Genomic DNA, 21,852 nt, shown 5'->3' on the forward strand with positions numbered 1-21,852 from the left:
CGAATTTGAGATCTCAGATATGAGAATTCGGTTCCGGGCCCTCTTTTCCGGGCGGGCGGGCGGCCCCCCGGAGGAAGCCGCTCAGCATCCTCCGGACGGCGCACCGAGCCAGGATAAACGCCATCTTGACGGCGTAGGAGGGGATCCATATCCCGGACGTCTCGTCCGCGTAGACCGCCTTGACCGGCACCTCGACGATTGTAAGGCCGCGCAGGACGAGTCCGCAGAGCATCTCATTCGGGTACCCGTAGCCGTCGCGGTACGGAAGGTCGGCCAACGCCCGCAGCGCCGCCGGGCCCGCGGCGGTGTACCCGCACTGAGAGTCCCGTATCCCCGGGTGCCCCACGGCGAGGCGCGTGAGGGCGCTCAGGAGACGGTTGCCGAACCGCCTCACCGGCGGCATCGGGCGCGCCAGGATCGGATCGGCGAGGCGGTTCCCCTTGCTGTAGTCGGCCCCGCCCACGGCGACCGGGTCGAGGAGGCGAGGGAGATCGGCCGGGTCCGCCTGCGCGTCGCCCGGCATCACGACGGCGACGGCGGCTCCGCACTCGATCGCCTTTCGATAGCCGGTCCGGATGGCCGCCCCGACGCCGCGCCGTTTTGCGTGCCGGACGAGCAGGAGGCGTTTGTCCGCGCGCGCGGCCGCCCGGGCCGCCGTCGCATCGGTCGAGCCGTCGTCCACGACGACGATACGGTCCACGAACGGCGGCATCCCGCCGACGACCCTCTCGATGAGGCGTTCCTCGTTGTGCGCCGGCACGACCGCCGCGATCCGCATCCCCCGGTACATGGGGGGCAGTATAGCACAAGGCGGCCGCGCAGCCGTGCCGGTCAGGTCTCCGGTTGCTTCGGTGTGCCGGTCCTATGGGACCTATGGGAAGAGCGGCGGTGCCCGACGAAGGCCGGGCGGCCACCCGATACGTCTCGAACCGTTTTTCGGCTTCCGCGTCGTCGGCGGGTGTGCGATAATCCGGCACCTGGACGCATTCGCCTATAGCGGAGGAGCAGATGAGTCGCCCGGCCCCCGTCGAACAGAGCCCCGCCCCCGAGAAAGGGTACGTGACGATACGCCTGGACTGGTTCCGCGTCGTATTCGCCGCGATACTCGCCTTTACCGTCGTGACCCGTTTTTACGGCCTCTCCCTGAAACCGTTTCACCACGACGAGAGCCTCTACGCGACCTACTCCTGGTACCTGTTCGAGGGGAGGGGGTACAAGTACGACCCGATGATGCACGGCCCCTTCATGTTCTACCTCGACGCCCTCCTCTTCACCCTCTTCGGGGTCGGGGACTTCGTCGCCCGGATGGGCGCGGCGCTCTTCGGTGTGGGGCTCGTCTGGTGCGCCTGGCTGTTCCGAAAAGAGCTCGGGAAGGCGGGCGCCCTCTCGGCGGCCGCGCTCTTCGCGGTCTCCCCGACGTTCATGTACTTCTCCCGCTTCTTCCGCGAGGATGTCTTCGTCGCCTTCTGGGCCCTCCTCTCCGTGGGGCTCTTCGTGAATCGACTGCGTGCCGGCTCGAGGGGGTGGCTCTACGGGGCCTCGGCGGCCTTCTCCCTGATGTTCTGCGTCAAGGAGAACTCGTACATGTTCCTGGCCATCTTCGTTTCGTTCTGGGCTTTCATGCTCCTCTTCGAACGGTGCTTCGGGCGCGCCGCCCTCCCGGGAACGCCGTGCGCCGCGGGGGGGGGGCGCCGCCTCCTCGGCCTCCTCGACACCGTCGTGGCGCTCGGCATCTTCTTCGCGATCTTCTATCTGTTCTTCACCTCCTTTTTCCGCAACCCGCCCGGCTTCATCGACGGCCTCTACCGGAAGTCGCTCGGCTACTGGATGCACCAGGACAAGATCCAGCGCATCAAGGGCCCGTTCACCTACTTCTGCCCGATCGCCGCGACCTACGAGCTCCCCCTGCTGGCCGTCCTCTTCGCCGGCGTCGTCGCCACCCTCAGGCGCCATCGTCTCTCCCTCGCCGTCATGGCCGGTTCGAGCGCCGTCGCCCTTCCGCTGATGTGCCTCTGGAACCGGCCCCTGCCGGTCGCGTGGGACACGCTGTTCCACATGACGAGCACGCTCCACGTCGTCTTCGCCCTCTACGTGTTCGCCCTCGGGATGGCGGCCACCTGCACCTGCCTTCGGGAGGGGAGGCGCTTCGCCGCCTTCGTCTCCTACTGGAGCTGGACCAGCCTCCTGCTCTACTCGTACGCGGGGGAGAAGGTCCCCTGGCTCCTGATGCACGTGCTGATGCCGATGGTGCTCTGGGCGGGCGTCTTGTTGGGCGACTTCTTCGCCTCGGAGCGGTTCCGGCGGAACACGAACGCGTACGCGGCGCTCCTCGGGGTCGGGCTCCTCCTCTTCCTGCAGGCCTCGCTCCGGCTCTGCTTCGTCAACGAGGCCAACCCGGTCGAGTGCATGGTCTACACCCAGACCTCCACGGACATCCAGAAGACGCTGCGGATCATCAACGCCCTCGCCGAGGAGACCGGGAAGGGGCTGCAGCTCCCGATCGGCATCCAGGGCGAGTCCACCTGGCCGTACACCTGGTACCTCCGCGACTACAAGGACTGGTTCCATCCGGGAACCTTCACCGCGCCGAGCAAGATGGTCGTGGCGGTGGACTGGGACAAGCGCCGGGACTTCAGCGCGGTCCTCGAGCCGCACTACCGGGAGACGCGGATGAAGCTCAGGGAGTGGTGGGTGCCGAGCCCGCTGGGCTCCCTGAAGAGCCCCGGGCCGGGGTGGGCCGAGCGCGTCTTCGGCCGGCGGCCGTTCTCGGTCTTCATCGCGGACTCCTCCCACCGGCTCCGGGCGCTGCTGCGGTACTACTTCAGCCGGCAGGTCTGGAGCGTCCTCGGCTCGCAGGATATCGCCTTCTACGTGCGGCGGGACCTCCTCGGCGAGGCGCCCGGCCCCGTTTCCGCCGCGGAGGCGCCGCAGGCGCCCGCGGTGGCCAAGGAGTATGCGGTGATCGGGACGACGTCCCCCGACGCCGTCTTCGGTGAGCGGGGAAGCGCCGCGGGCCGCTTCGACGAGCCTCGTGGCATCTGGGCGGACGCAACCGGTGCCATCTACGTCGCCGACACCAAGAATCACCGCTGGCAGAAGCTCGACGCGCAGGGGAAGCCCCTCCTCACGGTCGGGAAGCCGGGGAGCGGCCCCGCGGAGTTCAAGGAGCCGATGGGGATCGCCGTCGACGGCGACGGATTCGTCTACGTCGCCGACACCTGGAATCACCGCATCCAGAAGTTCGACCGGGAGGGGAGATTCGTCAAGGAGTGGGGCGGCGGCGCGGGCGGCTTCTGGGCTCCGAAAGGCATGGCGTTCGACCGGGAGGGGAACCTGTACGTGGTCGATACGGGGCGGCACCGGGTCCAGAAGTTCACGTCCGGCGGCTCCTACCTGCTGCACTGGGGTGACCAGGGGGAGGGGCCGGGAGAGTTCAGGGAACCGGTGGGGATCGTCGTGGTTTCAGGCGAAGCCGCCGCGGCGGCCGGCGACGATACGAAACAAACGCCCGGGGATGCGGTCCTGGTCGCCGATACCGCCAACAAGCGCGTGCAGAGATTCGACACGAAGGGGAGGTTCCTCGGGCAGTTCCGCGTCCTCGGGTGGGAGGAGTACTACACCGAGCCGTTCGCCGCGGCGGACTCCGCGGGAAGAATCTGGCTCACCGACAGCCGGAACAACCGCATCCAGATCTTCAGCCCCGACGGGGTGCTCCAGGCCCTCTGGTCGGCGAAGGGGTTCAAGCCGGGCGACTTCAACGTCCCGACCGGCATCTTCATCGCCGACGGACGCGTCTACGTCAGCGATACCCACAACCACCGCGTGCAGGTGTTCGCCGAGAAACGGGTCTGCCGGAGGTAGGAGCGCCGCGCCCGTTTCCGCCGGCGAACGCGCAGCGCGGCGGGGCCCCTCCGGCCCGAAGGCGGATCGAAACCATGACCGTAGTGCGCACCGTCGTTTTGGCGCAGCCGCCGCTCCCGGCGAACGAGCGACACAAGCGGGTGCTCCCCCTGGGGCTCGCCTACCTGGCCGCCTACGCCCGCGATCGAATCCCCGGGCTGCGCGTGCGGATCGTCGACGGCCAGGCGTGCAAGCTCACCGTCCCCCAGATCGCCGAGCAGGTGCGGGCGGAGGATCCTGGGGTTGTCGGCATCACCTACTGGACCTGCCAGGCCCCCGCGGCGCACCTCCTCTCCCGGTTGCTCCGCGAGACGGCGCCGGGCGCCGCGATCGTGCACGGGGGGATCCATCCGACCATCTATCCCTCCGCGGCGCTCGAGACGGCGGACTACTGCATCATGCACGAGGGAGAGGAGACGTTCGTAGAGCTCCTCCGTCTGCTCGCCGGGGAGGGGCGGGGGCCTGAGGGGATCGCGGGCCTCGCCTGGAGGGACGGCCGGGAGCCGCGCGTCAACCCGCCGCGGCCGTTCATCGCCGACCTCGACGCGCTCCCGTTCCCCGCGTGGGATCTCCTGCCGATGGACCGGTACGACTCGCCGCTCCACGTTGTCGGCGGCCGGCGGCTCCCCATCGTCGGTTCCCGAGGCTGCCCCTACGGCTGCACCTACTGCGGCTCCCCCTTGATGTGGGGCCGCCGCGTCAGGTGGCGCAGCCCGGAAAACATCCTCGCCGAGATGAAGGCCGCGATCGCCGCGCTCGGCCTCACGCAGTTCCATTTCTGGGACGACAACCTGATGCTCGACCGCCGCCATGTCGAGCGGCTCTGCCGTCTGATCATCGAGGAGCGGCTCGCCGTGCGGTGGACCGGTCTGACGCGCGCCTCCCATATCGCGCGCAACGGGGATCTGATGGGACTCCTGAAACAGGCAGGGTGCATCGGCCTGGAGGTGGGGATCGAGAGCGCGAACCCGGAGACGTTCTCGCAGATCGACAAAGACGAGGATTTGCAGGTCATCAGGGAGGTGGCGCACCTCCACAAGGCGCACGGGATGTCCCCCCTCTTCACCTACATGGCGTGCAACCCGGGGGAGACGATCTCCGGGTATTACGCCCAGGCGCGGTTCATCGACGAGCTTGTCGCGGGGCTCCCGTGGTACGCGCACTTTCACCCGATGCCCTTCCCGCTCTACACGGGGCAGTTCGCGACCCCCCATATGGGGACGAAGCTCCACGACGAGGCGCCGAAGCTCGGGATGGTGCTGGCGGAGCGGCTCGAGGAGTACCACCACCATCGGATCAACTTCGTGCCGAACTCGCTCCTCGACGACATACCCGCCCGCAACATCCGGGCGCTCGACCTGTACCAGTACCGGCTCTGCCGTTACGCCCTCTGGTACTCCTTCTGGGACGACTTCAACGCGGCGGTGCCCCGGGACCGGCAGCGGGAGACGCTGGCGCGGTACCGGGATTTTCTCTCCTTTTTCTGGAGACTGTGCGACGGCAGGAATACCATCCGCCAAATCGCCGCCGCCGCCGGCCGCAGGGCGGGCGTGGAACCGCGGCAGGCGGTGCGGTTCGCCGCTTTTACGGCGCTCATCCTCGGGCAGACCGGGGTGATCGTTTCGGCGATCCACGACGCGGGGAGGAGACGGCCGGTGGTTGCGGTGGCGACGCCGGCCCAGGTCGAGGGCTGCCTCACGCCGGCCGGGGGCGAGATGCCGCCCCCGTCCGCCGCGCGCCGGGTCGCCGACGAGGCCGTACGGCTCCTGCGGCGGTTTCTCGGATAGGAATCGGGACAGAAGGGGGGGCGGGGTGGCGTCCTTGAAGAAGCTCTATCAGTACCACACCTATCGGGGGGCCTTCCAGCTCGTCAGGATGCTCGCGCCTGGATGCGGGGCGGAGCGCGGAGTGTGCACCGCAGGCCGCCCCCCCGACGGCGTATCGCCCTCCCGCGATTACCGCGCGATGCTTGTGCGCCTTATGCGGTTCAACCTCGCCTACGGGGCTGAGCGCCTCCAGCCCATCCACTACGTGCGGTATATCGAATACGCCCTCGCCGGGGCCCTCGCGGACATAGGGGAGGGGATGCGCGTGCTCGACGTGGGGAGCGGGGGATCGCTTCTCCCCGCTTTTCTGCTCTCCCTCGGGGCGACGGTGTACAGCACCGATATCGACGCCGGCGTGCGGTTTCAACCGAAGATATGCCGCCTCAACAAGTTGCTCCGGGAGAGGGATCTCGAGAGGCTGCGGGTCGAGATCAGGGACATGCGACGCACCGGCTATCCCGAAGGGTATTTCGACAGGGTGATACTGCTCTCGATGGTGGAGCATATCCACTACGGCGACGATTCCGTCGCGATGAAGGAAGCCGCGCGCATCCTCAAGCCCGGGGGAAAAATCTTTCTCACCTTCGATGTCGCACGGGACGCCCACGAGCTCATCTACCAGGGGCGCTACTATTATGGCTTCACCATGGACGACATCAGGGGGATACAGGACGAGGTGCGCAAGGATCCGTCGCGCCGCCTCCAGGAGGATTTCATTACGCTCAAGGAGGGATACAACCCAGGCTACACGCGCTTCTACAACGAACGCACGATGATGGAATCCCTCGTCGCCCCGTCGGGTCTGGAGCTCGTCGAACACGGTTATTTCGGGGACCACACCTTCGTGATCAGGGCCTTTTTCGACAGGAGGGGGATCGTCGAGTATCTCCACTGGATCCAGCCGATCCTCGCGTTGCTCATCTACCGAAGATACGCCGGTGCGAACGAGCTGAGCGAGAAGCCGGGCGCAATCGGGTACTGTGTCCTGCAAAAGCCGTCCGCGCCCCCCGGGGCATAGAGAACGCTCCACGCCTGTGCTATACTGTGATCCTGTGTTCCCTGGGTACGTCGACAAGGGGGAATGTGCGTGAGGGCGCTCTCGCGGCTGAAGTCCCTGTGCACCGTGCACCGGGAACTGCTCTTCCACCTGGCGTTGAAGAACCTGAAGGTGCAGTACAAGTACGCCTTCCTCGGATTCCTCTGGGCGTTCTTCGTGCCGCTCTGCATGGCGCTGGTCTTCTGGTTCCTCTTCGCCTTCCTCTGGCAGCGGCCGATACCGCCCCTCTCCATCGTGACGGCCCTCTTCGTCTGGCAGTTCGTCAATATGAGCATCGCGAGCTCCACGACCTCCATCATCGACAACGCGGGCCTGCTCAAGAAGGTCTACATCCCGCGGGAGATCGTCCCCCTTTCGATCGTGCTGTCGAACTTCATCAACTTCCTCCTGTCGCTCGTGGTGCTGGTCGTGCTGGTCCTGATCTACACCACCTTCAAGGCGGGTCACCCGATCCTCCCCGTACAGATCCTTTTGCTCCCCCCGCTGGTCGTGGTGACGTTCCTGATGACGTCGGGGTTCGTGCTGATCACCTCGTCCCTCCAGGTGCTCTACCGGGACGTGAAGTACATCGTGGAGATCGCCCTCCTGATCATCTTCTATCTTTCCGGCGCCTTCTACGAGGTGGACCTGATCGCCGCCGGCGCCGCCAGGAAAGGGATTCCGTGGCTCGTGCACCTGTTCATGTTGAACCCGATCTACGACCTGTTCGCGATGTACCGGATCGTCCTTCTTCCCTCCGCCATCTCGGAGATGACGGTGGACATCTCGCGGTACTACCCGGTCTGGCTTGTGGTCTCCCAGACCGTCGTGTTCAGCGTTCTCCTCTTCGTCGCCGCCTACCGGATGTTTCTGCGGAGGGAAGTCGACCTGGTCGACCTGATTTGACCCCATGAGCCACAGTATTGAAGTCAAGAATCTCCGGAAGAAGTACCGGGTCTACTTCGAGAAGCCGGCGCTCATCCGCAACATCCTCCCGTTCCTCGTCTCCCAGGGGAAGGCGCAGGAGTTTTGGGCGCTGGACGGCGTATCCTTCTCGATGCAGAAGGGGGAGTGCGTGGGGATCATCGGCCCCAACGGCTCGGGGAAGAGCACCATCCTGAGCATCCTCGCGGGGGTCTCCGCGCCCACGGAGGGCGAGGTCTCGATCAGCGGGAGGGTTTCCTCGCTCCTCTCGCTGGGAGCCGGGTTCAACTTCGAGCTCACCGGGCAGGAGAACGTCTACCTGAACGGCGCCATCCTCGGCCTCTCGAAAACGCAGATCGACGCCATCTACGACGACATCGTGGCGTACGCCGACCTCGGGAGGTTCATGAACGCCAAGCTCTCGACCTACTCCTCGGGGATGAACATGCGCCTGGGCTTCGCCATCGCCGTGATGGTGCCGTTCGACGTCCTCTTGATGGACGAGATCCTCGCCGTCGGCGACCTCTCCTTCCAGACGAAATGCTTCCGGACGATGCGGAAGTTCTGGGAGGACGAGGGAAAGACGGTCATCTTCGTCTCTCACGACCTCGTCAAGATCGAGGAGATCTGCTCGAGCGTCCTCTGGTTCGAGCACGGCAAAATCGAGGCGATGGGCGCGCCGGAGGAGGTCATCGAGGCGTACCGGGAGCGCTACCGTGAGAAGCTCGCGCTCGGCCCCGCGGTGAAGCGGCAGGCGCGCGCCGAGGTCCCGGTGCTCGTGACCGTGGACGCCGCGAGGGAGCTCCGGCGGATCCCGGAGACGATCTTCGGAAGCAACGTCGACATCTTCAGCGACGGGTGCATCGTGTATGACGGGAAGCGGCGGCAGGCAAACCGGATGGCCCACGCATGGATCGCGCCGCTCGGTTTCACATTGTTCAGATACCCCGGGATGTTCCATGCGGACTATTTTCACTGGCGTGAGGCGGTCGGCGAGGAGCGCCTCCCGCAGGTGTGCGGCACCTCCTCCTCGAAATCCACGCTGCCGCCCACCTTCGGCCCCGCGGAGTTCCTCGATATGTGCACCACGCTCGCCGCGGCGCCGATGGTCACGCTGAACGCGGGGACGGGCACAGCGGAGGAGGCGGCGGCATGGGTCTCGTGGATCCGGGAGCGTTACCGGGGGCCGCTCCACCTCGAAATCGGGCACGAGCTCTACTACGACGAGTTCCATCCCCTCGGGGCCGACTTCCCCTGGACTCCCGCTCGCTACGCGGGAGCCGTGGAGGAGTTCTCGCGCGCCGTGCGGGCAGTGGACGGCGAGGCGAGGATCGGCGCGCAGTGCTGCATCGAGAACGGGGCGTTCACGCGTTACCGCGACCCCCGCTGGAACGAGGCGCTCCTCGCGCTCCCACCAGGAACGTTCGATTTCCTCTCTCTGCACCACGCCTCCCTCCCCATCCTGAACATCACCGGAGACTACCGCACCCCCGCCGACGCCGAGACCTACGGTACGCTTCTCGCAGCCCCGGCCTTCGTCGAGGCGAGCCTGGCGGCGCTGGCGGCGCAGGCGGCGCGCGCGGGCCGGGCCGGCATCCCCATCGCCCTGAGCGAGTACGGCTGCTTCTTCACGAGCGTGCCGAACATCGTCCACGGGACCCACGCGGTGCACGACCGCTGCTCCGACTCGGTGGAGTGGGGGAGGAACCACACGCTCGCCGCCGCCCTATACGAGGCAGGCGTCCTCCACGCCTGCCTCAGGCGGCCGGAGGTGCAGATCGCGGCGCGCATGACCCTCTTCCATACGCTCTTCTCCAGTGTGGCGGACTTGCGTCGCCAAGCCCGCCACCCGCAGTACCTCGTGCACGAACTTCTCGACAGATTCGCGGGCAAGACGCTGGTCCCCTCGCGGGTGGAGACGAAGCGGATCGCGACCCCGGCGCTGGGCTTCGTGCCGGCGCTGCGCGATCTCCCGATCTGCGAGGCGGTGGCGGTGAAGGATGCCGGAGGGGGAAAGATCGCCCTCTCCCTGATCAACCGCAGCCTGGACAGTCCCATCAGCGTCCGGCTCGACCTGAACGGCTTCGCGGCGCGCTTCTGCACCGTCAGGACCGTCTCCGCCGAGAGCCCGGAGTGCGACCACACCCTCCCCGGCCCCGGCCAGGTGGCGATGGGGCAGCAGACCTATCGCACGGAGGGGATGCGGGGAGGGGACGGGTTGCTGCGCTATCTCCTTCCGCGGCACTCGCTGAGCGTGATCTCCTTTTCCGACGAGGACTGGATCTGATCCTTGCGGGCCGGAGCGGCGGCCCGCACCCCCCATGGACCATCGCGACGAACATCGGCTCGCAGGGATAACCGGCGGGTCCCGCGCCCTCTGCGGGCCCGAACAGATCCATCTCGATCTCACCAACGCGTGCACACTGCGCTGCCTCTGCTGCTGGCACCGCTCGCCGCTCCTTGCCGCAGGGGATATTCCCCCCCACTGGTCGCCGGACCACCGTCTCTCGTACGAGACGGCCCTCGGCGTCATCGAGGACGCGGCGGCGATGGGGGTTCGGCGGATCATATTCAGCGGCGGGGGCGACCCCCTCTGCCACCCCCGCACGATGGACCTGCTCCGGGCCGCGGCGGAGAGGGGGCTGGAGACCACCCTCATCACCAACCTCGTTGTCGCCGGGGCGGAGACGATCCGAACGCTTGTCGAGGCGCGCCTCGGCAGGCTGGCGGTGAGTCTGTGGGCCGGCGACGAAAAGACGTACGCCGTGATGCATCCGGGCGCGTCTTTCGGGACCTTCGGGAGGATCGTGGGGCTGCTCCGGGGCCTCGGGGCCCCCCTCCCTCCGGGACGCGGGCCGCAGCTCATCCTGACGCACGTGCTGTGCGCGCGCAACGCCGGGAATATCGAGGCGATGGTGCGCCTTGCCGTGGAGCTCGGCGCGGGCCAGATCTGGTTCCAGCCGACGGATGTGGAGACGCCGCGTCTGAAGCCGCTCCTGCTGGGCCGGGCGGAGATCGCGGCCGTCGTCGCGTCGCTCGAAAACTGCGCCGCACGGTTCCGCCCCCTCCTGCGGCCCGGGCAGGAGGGGCTTCTCGACTTCAGCCTGCTCCTCGGAAAGCTTTCCAACAGCAGGGCCCACGAAGGGGTCTTCCACTCCGACGTGATCGACACGATGCCCTGCTACATGGGTTGGTACGAGAGCCGGATACTCGCCAACGGCGACGTGGTTCCGTGCTGCAAGGCGGACCGTCTTCCGCTCGGTTCTGTGCGCGAGCGGCGCTTCCGCGACATATGGTTCTCGCCTGCGTACGACGAGTTCCGGAGGCGGGCGCTGACCCTCTCCAAGTCGGACCCGTACTTCGCGAAGATCCGGTGCGGGAAGTTCTGCGACGACTGGTGGCTGAATGCCATCGTCCACCGGTCGTACCTCGGCAGCCGCGCGCGGCCCGGCGGGAGGGACCGGCGCGGGCCGGCCAAACGGATCCTCTCCGCGTTTCTCAAACTGGCGGGTCGGCGGGGCGGGGAGGGGGGGGCGTGAAGGTCGTCTTCATCGGGCTCAGCGGCTATGACCATCCGTACGTGCGGGTGCGCTGCCACAACTTCGCGAAGCTGCTCAGGGAACGGGGGGTCGAGGCGGAGGTGCTCTCCTTCAAGGAGGCATTCTCCCCCTCGGTCGCGGACGACGGGATGCTCCGCCTCCGCGACCCGCAGAAGCTCGGGCAGACCCTGAGGGCGCTGTGCCGGCTGGCGGGGAAGCGGCGGGCGATCCTTTACGTTCAGAAGGCGCACTGGCATGCGGCGGCGCCGTTCATCCTCCGGAGGTTGCGGCTCAACCGGTTCGTCCTCGACTACGACGATTGGGATCTCGACCGGTCGCCGTTCTTCGACCGGAAGCGGATGAACCGGCTGCTGTTCGGGGCCGACGGCGTGGAGCCGATCACGCGGCGGGTGGCCGCCGCGGCGGACGCGGTGGTGGCGTCCAGCGGGCCTCTCCTCGAGCTCATGCGGCGGTACAACCCCGCCGCGTTTCTCGTCCCGACCGGCGTCGACGAGAAGAGGTTCAGGAGGACGGGACCTCCCCCCGAAGGCCCCGTCACCGCGGTCTGGTGCGGGAAGGTATGGGGGCGAGTGATCTACGAGAACCTCCGTTTTTGCGTCGACTGCGTGCTCGATGCGCGGCGCGTCCATCCGTCCCTGCGGTTTGTCGTCGCCGGGGACGGCGCGTGGATGGGGAGGATCGAAGAGTATGTCCGGGAGCGGGGCGCGGGCGGTGTCGAGTTCGCCGGATGGATACACCCCGACCGGATGTCCGATTTCCTCTCGCGGGCGCACATAGGGCTCCTCCCGCTGGTCCCCGACGCCGAAAACTCCGATTGGATGCGGTGCAAGAGCCCGACAAAGCTTTTCGAGTACATGGCCATGGAGATCCCCACCGTGGCCAGCAGGTACGGGGAGGCGGTATCCATCGTCGCCGACGGGCAGGAGGCGTTCCTCGCCTCGGAGAGGGGGGAGTTCGCCGCGAAGCTGGCCGCGCTCGCCGGGGACGCGGGCCTCAGGCGAGCGATGGGCTCGCGGGCTCGGCGAAGGGTGGAGGAGAGATACTGCCATCGGGTGATGGGGGACGCCCTGCTGGAGGCGGTCGAGTGCGCGGCCGGCCTCCGCGGTCGCCTCGGAGGCTGAAATGGCGGGACGGAAGCCGCGCGGGTGTGGTATCATCCGCTCGTGCATGGCGGCGGCCCGCGCAAGGGGGGGCAGGAGTGAAAAGTCCGCGTGAACATGACGCAGTCTCGCCGGGCGGCCGCGGAACCGCACTGACGCTCTGCATCTGTTGCCTGCTGGTCGCGTACGGAAGTTTCTTTATCCTGCTCGACTATCTCCAACCGTTTGCCGGCGTGTGGCGCAATCCGATCTCGGTGGAAACGCTCACCTTTGCGCAGACGGGGAAGAACCTCGCGCGAGGCAGAGGGTTCACCACCGAGTGGATCCTCCCCGCAGCCCTGCGCTACGCGCAATCCTTGGCGCGGGTGCCCGATCTGTATAATCCGCCACTTTACCCGGCCCTTCTCGGGGTCTTCTTTGCCGTGTTCGGCGTTCATTTCCACTCCATACTCCTCTGCACGGGGGTGTTGTTTCTGGCAACCGGGGTGTGCATCTATTTCTTCGCACGAGACGCATTCGGTCCCTATGCGGCGATAGCCGCGGCGGCACTCTTCCTCTCCAGCGCGCCGATGCGCTGGTACGTCATCAAGGGCGAGAACATAGCCCTGCTGGTGTTGTTAATGACGCTGCTGTTCTGGAAACTCTACAAAAGCCGGATGAGCGCCCCGCGGGACGCCATGCTGATCGGCGCGCTGGCCGGCATGTGCTATCTCACCGCGTACCCGTACTGGGTCCTGCTGCTTCCCCTCTGCGCCTCCTGCCTCGCCTCTTCCGGGGAGCGGAGGGGCGGGAACGTCCTTGCGTTGCTCGGCGGATTCTGCGCCGTCTCGGCGTGCTGGTGGCTCCGCAACGCCATCGTCACGGGGAATCCGTTCTTCACGCTCCGCCTGGGGGCCGGGATATACGGAAAGGCGTTCACATCCGCGCTCGAGTCGGTCCTCAAGAGCGTTGGGGACGTGCTCGCCCCGGGGGCCCGGATAAGAAACCTGCGATGGCAATCCGGCACCCTGGTCACGATGTACGGCAACTGGCTGATCGTTCTCCTCATCGCCGCCGCCTTTTGGAAATGCGATGACGCGCGGATGCAGTGGACGCGGCGGGTGCTGTACGTTTCCTGGGCGGCGATCTGGATCCTCGTGGGAAGCTGGACGTCTGTCATCGGTCCCCTGGCGGCCCTCCCGTTCCTGCCCCTCGCGTGTATCATCGTATCGGGTTTCATGTTCCGCATCGCGACTGCGGTAAACCTTCGGCGCGTTTCCATCTGTATCGCCATCACGGCGGCACTGGTCGTCGTCAACACCGCTCCCCTCCCGTTCTGGATCTACCAGGGGGCGGCGCCCTACGAATGGCCCGCCAGCGCCTACCTCGACACGGTCCCGAAAGAAAAGGTCTTCTTCTCCGACATGGCGCTGCAAATCGCGTGGCTCAAGGACAGGCCGGCGGTCGAGATGCCGATGGATGCCGGGGAGTGCGCGAAGGTCGCCTCGATGGCTCCCGGTGGCGTGGCGGTGTACATGTCCCAGGACTTCGGCGACGAGTACGGGGCCTCCTCGGCCTTCTGGCTCGGGATCCACGCCGCGGCGCGAAACGGCGTTCTGAGCCGCACCTTGCCGGCGCGACGCGGGGAGTTGTTCGGGGACGGGGAATACCTCTTCTACTGAGGGGCGTCAATTCCACTCCGTCTTTGTGAGCATGTCGCCTTCGATACGGCTTTGCAGGGTCTACCTTTCGCTGCTGCTGTGCATCGGCGCCGCCTTCGCGTTCGTGAACGCGGCCGGCTACGCGGCGAGACGCTATTGGATCCCTTCCCGCGTCAGATTCGCCGTGATCGAGGATTTCCTCTTCTCCATCAAGGCGGGGGATGCCGGGCACGCCATCGAGCTTCTGTCTCCCGAGACGACCGTCGTGACGGACGAGGAGGGGGAGATCATCGGGCTTGCCGAGGGGGACTATTTTTGCTCCCTTCGCGAGCTCGCCCGCTGCGCCATCGATGATGAGTATCCAGAGGGGCAGATGTTGAGAAATGGCGCTTTCCTGAAGGTGATCAGCCGCCGCGCGGTCTCCCTCGTCTCCGCCGATACGCCCTTCCCGTGGAACGGGACAGAGTACCTGCGCAGGAGCCGCCGGGAGAAGATCCACACGGTGACCGCCCATCTGCGCGAGAAGATCGGCGACGACAGGAGCTGGATATTCGGCCTCACCGAGCTCGAACGGCTCACGAAGGCGCGCCTGATTCCTGAAAGGATGCCCCCCCCCGTGGAGAGGGCGCGCGTGCTTTCAGGGATCGAAAGACAGATGGCGCATGACTGAACCGGAGAAGAGCGGTATTCCCACCCTCCACAAGTTTCTCATCGCAGCCCTGGTCTGTATCGCCGCCTTTGGCCTGCTGGAGAACGTCGCGCGTTTCTGCGAGGTCGAGGTGTACGACCCCTACTCCCTGAAACAGCAGTTCGCGGGGGACAGCGGGCACGGCGATTTTCTCGACCTCCATAGCAAGTTTATACGCGACCCGGATCTGTTCTGGAAGATCAGGCCGCATTTCGGCCCCCTCTCCTACAACCATATCTCGGCCACGATGTACACGGAGACCACGAATTCGCGCGGTTTCCGCGGGAGCGAGGAATACGGTTCGAAGCCGGACGGCGTCTATAGGATCGTCTGCCTGGGGGATTCATGGACCTACGGGGTTATGGTCAACGACCATGAGACGTATCCGGCGCAGCTCTGCCAAGTGCTCAACGCCGAGTCGTCCCCTCGCCGCTTCGAGGTGCTGAATCTCGGATGCGTTGGCTACAGCTCGTACCAGGGGAAGGTACTGCTCGCCAAGTACATCCGGCAGCTCGCCCCCGACCTGGTTACGATATGCTTCGGCGGCAATGACGCGAGACGGTCGAGGCTCTTTTCCGACAGGGAGCAGCCCCGGATAGGGGAATGGGTCATCCTTGTCCAGTCCATGCTCGGCAAGAGTCGGTTCTATCAAGTTTTCAGGAACCAACTTCTTGGGATAAAGAAAAGGGCGTCGTTGGGACGGGAGGGCGCCGCGCCGATTCAAGAGTGGCCGCAGCGGGTTTCCCCGGACGACTACGAGGCGAACATGAGGGAGATCATCTCCCTCGCGCGGCAGAACAACTGCGCGGTTGTCTTCCTCTTCTATCTCGGGACATGCCCCTGCAGGGACAGGCTCGAGAAACTCTCCGCGGAGACGGGTATTCCCCTTGTGGATGTCAACGAGATCCTGTGCAAGAACCCCGACTACGCGGTTAAGGATCTCTCGATCGATTACCCCCGGGATACCCACCCGAACGCGAGGGGATATTCGCTGATCGCCCGAAAACTGGAGGAGGTGGTGCGCGAGGTGGCCGACGGGAACCCCTACCCGGCTGCCCCCGCGCCGCCCCCCGAGAACAATCGCCGCCGCTGATCCCTCGGGTGTGCGCTCACCCGCCTTGCGGGAGGGGCCTGTCGGGAGGCTACACCGGGAGCGCGTGCATCGCTGCATCGCTGGTGGTATACTCGCGCGGATCAGGACCGCCCCATCGGGAGAAGGCATCCGTGAACCGCCTGAGCATCTATCTCCTTTTCCTTGTCCTCGGCTTCGTCGCGGCGTTGGCCGTGCGGATCTCCTTCACCGACGACCTGTCGGGGATGGACCTCTCCTGCGGCAACTACGACGGGATGGAGTACCACTGGCTCGCCAAGAATCTTTGCCGGGGCAGGGGCCTGCGCACCTTCTCGGAGGGCGGGTTCGACTATCGACTGCTCCGCCCCCCGGGCTACCCGCTCTTCATCGCCGCGGTGTACTGCATCTCGGGGATGCAATTCCTCCACCTCAGGATCGCGGACGCCGTGCTCTCCGCCCTCAGCGCCGTTCTGGCCGCGCTCATCGCGCGCGAGCTCGCAGGGAGGAAGGCCGCCTGCATCGCCCTTCTCCTCGCGGCGCTCTACCGCCCGGCGGCCTTCTTCGCCACGCGCATCTTCTCGGAGAACCTCTTTTGCTTCCTGATGCTGCTCTCCCTCCTGCTCCTGATCCGCCGCGGGAACAGGCCGTGGGCATGCCTCATCGCGGGGGCGCTGTCGGGCGGGCTTGTGTTGACGAGGCCGGTGTGGCTCGGGGTGTTCCCATTCGTTCTCGCGTGGGTCGCCGCGGCGCGGGGCCGGCGGATCGTGCGGTCGGCGTGCCTCCTGCTCGGCCTTGCGGCGGCGACGGCGCCGTGGGCGGCCTACTGCCGCCTGACGCTCGGCATGCCGGTTTCCCCTGTCATCTTCTCGTCGTTGCGGGGCCTGTACAACACCTGGCTGGCCTACAACCCCGAGGCGGGCGATTTCACGCAGCGAGGGCCCGAGGAGGGGCGGGAACTGGAGCACGAGTGGGCGCAGTTGATGGCCCTTCGATTCAGGTATTGGCGGATGCCGGAGGCGGAGTACCTGGCGGCCGTCTCCGCGGAGACGTCGCGTTTCTTCCGGGCGGATCCGCGGCGGTGCCTCTCGCTCGGCGTGAAGAGGGTGTACCGCGCGTGGCTCGGTTCCGGCCTGCTTGACGGCCAGGGCACCGTCCTCCCCGACACGGGTGAGAATCCGTACGGGATCATATACTGGAAGAGACGGATCTTCGATCCGGCCGTGTACCTCGGCGACACGGAGATCATCGAGCAGCTCCCGTTCAGCAGGGAACTCCGCATCCTCGGCGTCCGCGTCCCGCTGCTCTCCTTCGAAGGGGCATTCTACCTCATGGCCCTCGCCCTCCTCGCCTGCGCGGCGCTCAATGCGCGGCATCTCGCGGGGAAGACAGGAGAGGCGGTGCGAAGGTATTCCCTCTTCGTGCTGGTTGCCGCGGGGTACACGGCCGCCAACACGATCTCCGTCACCATGCAGCGATTTCGCTTCCCGCTGGAATACCTTATGATCGTCGTCGCCGGGGCGGGGATCGCCTGCGCGCTCTCGCCGCTCTTCCGCTTTGTATGCGCGGGGCTTCGAACCCTCGGATTCCGGATCGCCGGCGAGCCGGAAGGCCCCCCCCGTCGGTTGGCGTGTCGAGTCGCGCCGAACGCAGCCCTGCTCGCCGGGGCGGCCGTCGCGGCGGCGCTCGCCGCGAGGTGCTCGTGGAATCTTCACGGTTTCCGCGAGGCGGTGAGGGCGCAGTGCGCCGTGCGCGTTTCGGATGCCGACATCGAGGCCCGGATGGGTCGGGGCGCGCGGGAGGGGGGAGGCGGGCCGGGGTACAGGGAGGTCTGGAAGCGGCAGGTGGAGGGCGCCGGAAACCTCGGCGGGATATTGGGAAAGGAGATCCTATGGCGGGGCGAGGCCACGTGGATTAACCCCCCCTCCCGGGCCGATTTCCAGGGCGAATACTACCTCCGTTCGGCGCAGGCGAGGTTCGTGTCGGAGATGGAGAACCCCGGCTTCTTCATGCTGATCGTGGATTCCTACCGCGACCCAGACTCCATCGGCTCGGGAAGGGCGGTCGTCGTTGCGCCCGGTGGAACGGTCGAACGGCTTGCGGAGGGGGACCACATAGCCGTGCTCGGCAGGCTCGGGGGCACCGATTTTGTCGAGGGATCGATCATCGTATGCGCCGAGGAGATTCTTGTTTTGAGCGGAGGGCGCGCGCCACTCGGAGGGGAGCGCGGGTAGTATGAACACGACAGCGAGAAGACACGCATGCCTCCTCCTCCTCCTCGTTCTGGTGGTGCTGTGCCATGCCCTCTGCAATTGGCGCTACCTCGCCGGCGATCTCTATCCCCAGCAGAAGGACGTTGCGGCGCACCTCAAGGTGTGCACGAAGTATCTCCTCCAGTCGAGGGACGCGATCCGCAGCGGCGCACCCCTGCTGGAGCGCTTCACGAGACTCGCCTCGCTCTTCCACCAGGAGAGCATACCGGTGGAGCACATATGGATTTGGCCCCGTCTTACCTACGTGGTGACCGCGCCAGCTGCGGCCATCTGGGGTCTGACGCCGCGGGTGATCATCCTCTCGAACATCGTCTGGCTTGCGGTACTGCTCCTGTCGGTTTTCTCCATCGGATCGCGGTGCATGAGCCCCGAAGCGGGATTCATGGCGGCGCTCATCACCTCGTTGTTTCCCGCGACCTACGGCCTCTCAAGGAATTACGGTCTCGACTTCTCCCTGATGGGGATTGCCGCGCTCGCCGTCTACTGGCTTATCAGGACGGAGGCCTTTTCCCGGAGGGCTCCGTCGATCGTCTTCGGTTGCGTGTTCGGCATCGGGCTTCTGGTGAAGGTGCAGCTTCTCATCTTCCTCTGCGGCCCGCTCCTCTTCGCGCTCGTGTGCGGGTGGCGTCGGTCGCGCGATCGGGGGATCACCGCCGGGAGGGTGTTCGCGAACGTCGCGCTCGCGGGTCTCGCCGCGCTGCTTCTCTCGATTCCATTCTGGTGGGGAAACATCGACAACATCGCGGCGGTGTTCATCCGGCACGCCGAGGCGCGCGACGGCATCGACCCGCACCACCTCTCCGTGCCCGTGATGAGCGCCCGATACTTCGCATACTACCTCGTGGCGGCGATCGTCTACGTTTCGCCGCCGCTGTTCGCGCTCGGGGTTCTGCTCCTCCCGGTGTTCATCCTCTCCCGCTTCAAGGCGAGGGCGGTCGTACTCCTCTGGGCTCTTGTGCCGTACGCGATGTTCACCCTCATCGAGTTGAAGTACTCCGTATTCTATCTGTCGAGCCTCCCCGCGGTCGGCGTGGTCATCGGTGCGGGGCTCGCGTCCCTCAGGACGAGGGCGCTGAAGTACTTTCTGTGTGCCGCCGCCGCTGGGTGGGGCCTCATCCACTTTCTGCAACTCTCGTTCGCCGTTGGCCCTCCGCCATACAGAGGTTGCAGGCCGTATTCGAGCGATGCTTTGCGTGCGGACGGCTACCCCGTTTGGGCGCACCCGGCCTTCCCCAACAACCTGGAGAGGGTCGCGCGGAGGTTTATCGAAGAGATCGGCTCCCACGAACGAGGGAACAGGTATGTGCGGATCGGCGTCTGCGAATTCGAGTATTCGAACAAGGATTACCTGCTCGTCGACTCGCTCGAATACTTCATGGAGTCGGTGAATCCCGCTGTCTATGTGTTCCGGAGCCACTTTTCAACCGACTCGTTCCTGGAGTGCATGGACAGTTTCAACTACCTCGTTGTCCTGGAGGAGGGAGACAAGCCTATGCCGGACTTCCGGCGGTTTGAGGAGTACTTCAGCAACGGCAGCGGCGCCTCTCTCTGCGCGAAGTATCTGAATGGTCCCGCGACCCTCGCGCGACTCATCGAGAGCTACCGAAGGTACGAACTCCTCGACCGCGAGCTATTGTACCCTGACGGCGTCAGCGCGTTCCTGATGCGAAAGCCCCCCTTCCCCGTGGAGGACGACGCCGTCATCCCCGCCGCGCATCTGGTGAGCGCCAACGTCTTCATCGCCTGGCCCCGGATCGGCGTGGACGAACGGCTGCGGCGCCCTCCGACGATCGGCGACTACGACGTCCTCTTCCCGTACGACCTCGAGTTCCCGCTCGTGCCGCCCGCCCGCCGGGACCCGTCCGAGCCCTACTTCGCCCGGTACCGCCTCTCCTTTGAGCGGGGAGGGACGTACGCGCTTTCCATCAAACTCAAGGATCGGGAGGCGTCGCCTCCTCGTGCCTCCGTGAACGGGAAGCCCGTCATCGGACGCCATCCGCGGGAAGCGAACGGCGGGATGAAGCGCATCGGATCGTTCCGCGTTCAGGCGGGGGTGGGCGAGGTGGAGCTCCTCGGGGACGAGTATTTTTCCGTCACAGAGCAGCTTCGAATCACGAGGGAGGGGGAGTAGTTCCCGGCGATCCGCCTGTGGGGGTATGGCGCACGATCACTGGCTTCCCTGCCGCGGCGGGTTCATGATCCTCTCGGAGTATTCGATGCACCTCTGCCGCCACCGCTCAAGCTCTCCCATCTCATCGGCTGGATCGAACGTCCGCTCGCGTTCCTCCGGCGTGGGAAGGTCGAGGTCCGCGGGCGTCATGAGAGGGTAGCGCCGCCGGTAGTCGGTATAGAGGCCGGGGTCGCATGCTGTGGAGAGATCCTTTCTGAACTGGCGCAGCACCGCCTCCCGCTGCGCGACGAGCGGGCCGGGAGCGAACGGTTTCTGCGCGCGCCACATATCCGGTGCGCCGATGATGTAGGCGCGGAATGCCATCATCAGGTAGAAATTCCACAGCACGAGGATGACGACGGCCGCTCTCAGGGCGAGCCAAGCCGCCCTCCCGCGCCGCGCGAGCATGAAGACGACCGACAGGCCGTACGCGAACACGAACGTGTAGTCGGACTGGTACCGCGCGCCGAACGAATTGCCCATGTGCCACCCCGGAAAGCAGCCCGAGAACCATACGTCCGCGAGAAGGATGTAGCAGCAGATCCACGGCCACGGCGACGCGCGCCCTTCCCGCCTGATCCCCAGGATCATTCCCGCCGTGGCGACCAGTGCGAGGGGCGTCCAGACGAAGAGCCCGCAGAGGGGACTGAACAGCACATGGAGGAAAAACTTTGAGTACGGGTACAGGGGTTCCCTGAAGCGCCCGTAGGTGTTGAGCAGCCACTCGCCGTACATGGACCGCCACACGAGCATTTGCGGGAGAAACCCGATGATGTACCCCGCGCCGATGACGCCGAGGGAGGAGAGCGCGCTGGGCCGGAAGCCCCGCCCGATGCCCGTCCCTTCGCGCGCGCGCCGCCACCCCTCGTGGACACACGCGATGAGGGGGACGGGCATGATCAGCAGATTGTTGAACCTGATCGAACAGCAGACCCCCCCGGAAATCCCGACCAGAAGCGGCAGGAGAGGGCGAAAGGTGCCCCCCGCGCGCCCTTTCAGGTCCTCGTGCCACCGGGCGCAGAGGAGGAGGTAGAGAGTGACCCCTGCGAACGAGATGACGTGCGTCCAGGCGTTCTGGAAGATGAGGTAGAAGCCGAGGGAGAGGCCGAGGACCGTGGCCGCCACCGCCGCGGCGGCGACCTTCGGGGGCCTTCCGAGCCGCCGGAGCAGTGCGTACCCGGCTGCGATCCCGGCGAACGACCAGGAGAGCATCCCGAGCTTGTACGCCCAGAGGTAGACCGCCGCGAACCGGTGCACCTCCGGGCCCCCGCACGATTCGTAGAGCGACGCCGCAAGCCGGGCGGCGAGGAGGAACGGGAGGGTCAGGAGCGCGGTCCCGAAACCGACCTTCGAGTGCATCGGCATGTCGGGCTGGGCGAAATAGTCGCCGTAGTAGAGGCCGTTCATTAATTTCCCTACAGGGCCGAAGGCGATGAACCTGAACTGGTCGGTGAGGTCCGCGTCCCCGTCGAACGCGAGCGAGTGGGCGAAGGCGTAGTAGAACGCCTCGTCCGACCACTGCAAAAACGGAACGACGACCTCCGCGTTGCGTCTCTCGAGGAAGTTGAGGAGGTCGATATGGGCGACGGCGGCAAAGAGGAGCGCGAGAACTACCCCCGCACCCCGTTTCTCCGTGAGCCAGCGGGCCATGATGTCCAATCCCCTA

Annotated in this window: 14 protein-coding genes; 12 read left to right on the top strand and 2 right to left on the bottom strand. The window is 66.2% G+C overall.

Annotated elements, in window-relative coordinates:
• Positions 1-13 precede the first annotated feature (13 nt).
• A complete protein-coding gene (locus tag GXY35_11230; GenBank protein NLW95148.1) occupies positions 14-790 on the bottom strand; it encodes a glycosyltransferase family 2 protein in 777 nt (258 codons plus the stop codon).
• Between the two features lie 218 nt (positions 791-1,008).
• On the opposite strand from GXY35_11230, the gene GXY35_11235 reads away from it, so the two are divergent.
• From GXY35_11235 to GXY35_11290, 12 genes are all read left to right on the top strand, one after another.
• Entirely contained in the window at positions 1,009-3,861 is a 2,853-nt protein-coding gene (locus tag GXY35_11235; GenBank protein ID NLW95149.1) for a TIGR03663 family protein, read from the top strand.
• A gap of 74 nt (positions 3,862-3,935) precedes the next feature.
• Positions 3,936-5,687, top strand: a complete 1,752-nt coding sequence (locus tag GXY35_11240; GenBank protein NLW95150.1) for a radical SAM protein — start codon at positions 3,936-3,938, stop codon at positions 5,685-5,687.
• 25 nt (positions 5,688-5,712) lie between these two features.
• Entirely contained in the window at positions 5,713-6,744 is a 1,032-nt protein-coding gene (locus tag GXY35_11245) for a class I SAM-dependent methyltransferase (protein NLW95151.1), read from the top strand.
• 69 nt (positions 6,745-6,813) lie between these two features.
• Positions 6,814-7,668, top strand: a complete 855-nt coding sequence (locus GXY35_11250) for an ABC transporter permease (protein NLW95152.1) — start codon at positions 6,814-6,816, stop codon at positions 7,666-7,668.
• A 4-nt stretch (positions 7,669-7,672) separates the two neighbouring features.
• Positions 7,673-9,973, top strand: a complete 2,301-nt coding sequence (locus GXY35_11255) for an ATP-binding cassette domain-containing protein (protein NLW95153.1) — start codon at positions 7,673-7,675, stop codon at positions 9,971-9,973.
• A 34-nt stretch (positions 9,974-10,007) separates the two neighbouring features.
• The gene (locus GXY35_11260) at positions 10,008-11,225 is read left to right on the top strand and encodes a radical SAM protein (GenBank protein NLW95154.1); all 1,218 of its coding nucleotides are present in this window, start codon (positions 10,008-10,010) and stop codon (positions 11,223-11,225) included.
• Positions 11,222-12,367, top strand: coding sequence for a glycosyltransferase family 4 protein (locus tag GXY35_11265; protein ID NLW95155.1), 1,146 nt, complete (start codon positions 11,222-11,224; stop codon positions 12,365-12,367). The genes GXY35_11260 and GXY35_11265 overlap by 4 nt, the downstream gene beginning before the upstream one ends.
• Positions 12,368-12,444: 77 nt before the next feature.
• Positions 12,445-14,007, top strand: coding sequence for a glycosyltransferase family 39 protein (locus GXY35_11270; protein ID NLW95156.1), 1,563 nt, complete (start codon positions 12,445-12,447; stop codon positions 14,005-14,007).
• 31 nt (positions 14,008-14,038) lie between these two features.
• A complete protein-coding gene (locus GXY35_11275; protein NLW95157.1) occupies positions 14,039-14,656 on the top strand; it encodes a hypothetical protein in 618 nt (205 codons plus the stop codon).
• Positions 14,649-15,767: a hypothetical protein gene (locus GXY35_11280; GenBank protein ID NLW95158.1), complete on the top strand. Its 1,119-nt coding sequence runs from the start codon at positions 14,649-14,651 to the stop codon at positions 15,765-15,767. Before GXY35_11275 ends, GXY35_11280 begins: the two co-directional genes overlap by 8 nt.
• A 131-nt stretch (positions 15,768-15,898) precedes the next feature.
• Positions 15,899-17,977 carry a hypothetical protein gene (locus GXY35_11285; protein NLW95159.1) on the top strand — a complete coding sequence of 693 codons (2,079 nt, stop codon included), beginning with the start codon at positions 15,899-15,901 and terminating at the stop codon, positions 17,975-17,977.
• A 1-nt stretch (position 17,978) separates the two neighbouring features.
• Positions 17,979-20,147 (top strand): hypothetical protein, encoded by a 2,169-nt coding sequence (locus tag GXY35_11290; GenBank protein ID NLW95160.1) that lies wholly within the window; start codon positions 17,979-17,981, stop codon positions 20,145-20,147.
• A gap of 36 nt (positions 20,148-20,183) precedes the next feature.
• Here GXY35_11290 and GXY35_11295 read toward each other — a convergent pair whose 3' ends face one another.
• A complete protein-coding gene (locus GXY35_11295) occupies positions 20,184-21,836 on the bottom strand; it encodes a hypothetical protein (protein NLW95161.1) in 1,653 nt (550 codons plus the stop codon).
• Between the last annotated feature and the right edge of the window lie 16 nt (positions 21,837-21,852).

It is taken from the genome of Chlamydiota bacterium (genome assembly GCA_012729785.1).
Lineage (GTDB): Bacteria > Auribacterota > Tritonobacteria > UBA1439 > UBA1439 > UBA1439.

Excerpts from the sequence above, each read along its gene's own strand:
- GXY35_11230 (NLW95148.1), bottom strand. The coding sequence starts at position 790 with ATGTACCGGGGGATGCGGATCGCGGCGGTCGTGCCGGCGCACAACGAG.
- GXY35_11235 (NLW95149.1), top strand. The coding sequence starts at position 1,009 with ATGAGTCGCCCGGCCCCCGTCGAACAGAGCCCCGCCCCCGAGAAAGGG.
- GXY35_11240 (NLW95150.1), top strand. The coding sequence starts at position 3,936 with ATGACCGTAGTGCGCACCGTCGTTTTGGCGCAGCCGCCGCTCCCGGCG.
- GXY35_11255 (NLW95153.1), top strand. The coding sequence starts at position 7,673 with ATGAGCCACAGTATTGAAGTCAAGAATCTCCGGAAGAAGTACCGGGTC.
- GXY35_11260 (NLW95154.1), top strand. The coding sequence starts at position 10,008 with ATGGACCATCGCGACGAACATCGGCTCGCAGGGATAACCGGCGGGTCC.
- GXY35_11275 (NLW95157.1), top strand. The coding sequence starts at position 14,039 with ATGTCGCCTTCGATACGGCTTTGCAGGGTCTACCTTTCGCTGCTGCTG.
- GXY35_11280 (NLW95158.1), top strand. The coding sequence starts at position 14,649 with ATGACTGAACCGGAGAAGAGCGGTATTCCCACCCTCCACAAGTTTCTC.
- GXY35_11290 (NLW95160.1), top strand. The coding sequence starts at position 17,979 with ATGAACACGACAGCGAGAAGACACGCATGCCTCCTCCTCCTCCTCGTT.
- GXY35_11295 (NLW95161.1), bottom strand. The coding sequence starts at position 21,836 with ATGGCCCGCTGGCTCACGGAGAAACGGGGTGCGGGGGTAGTTCTCGCG.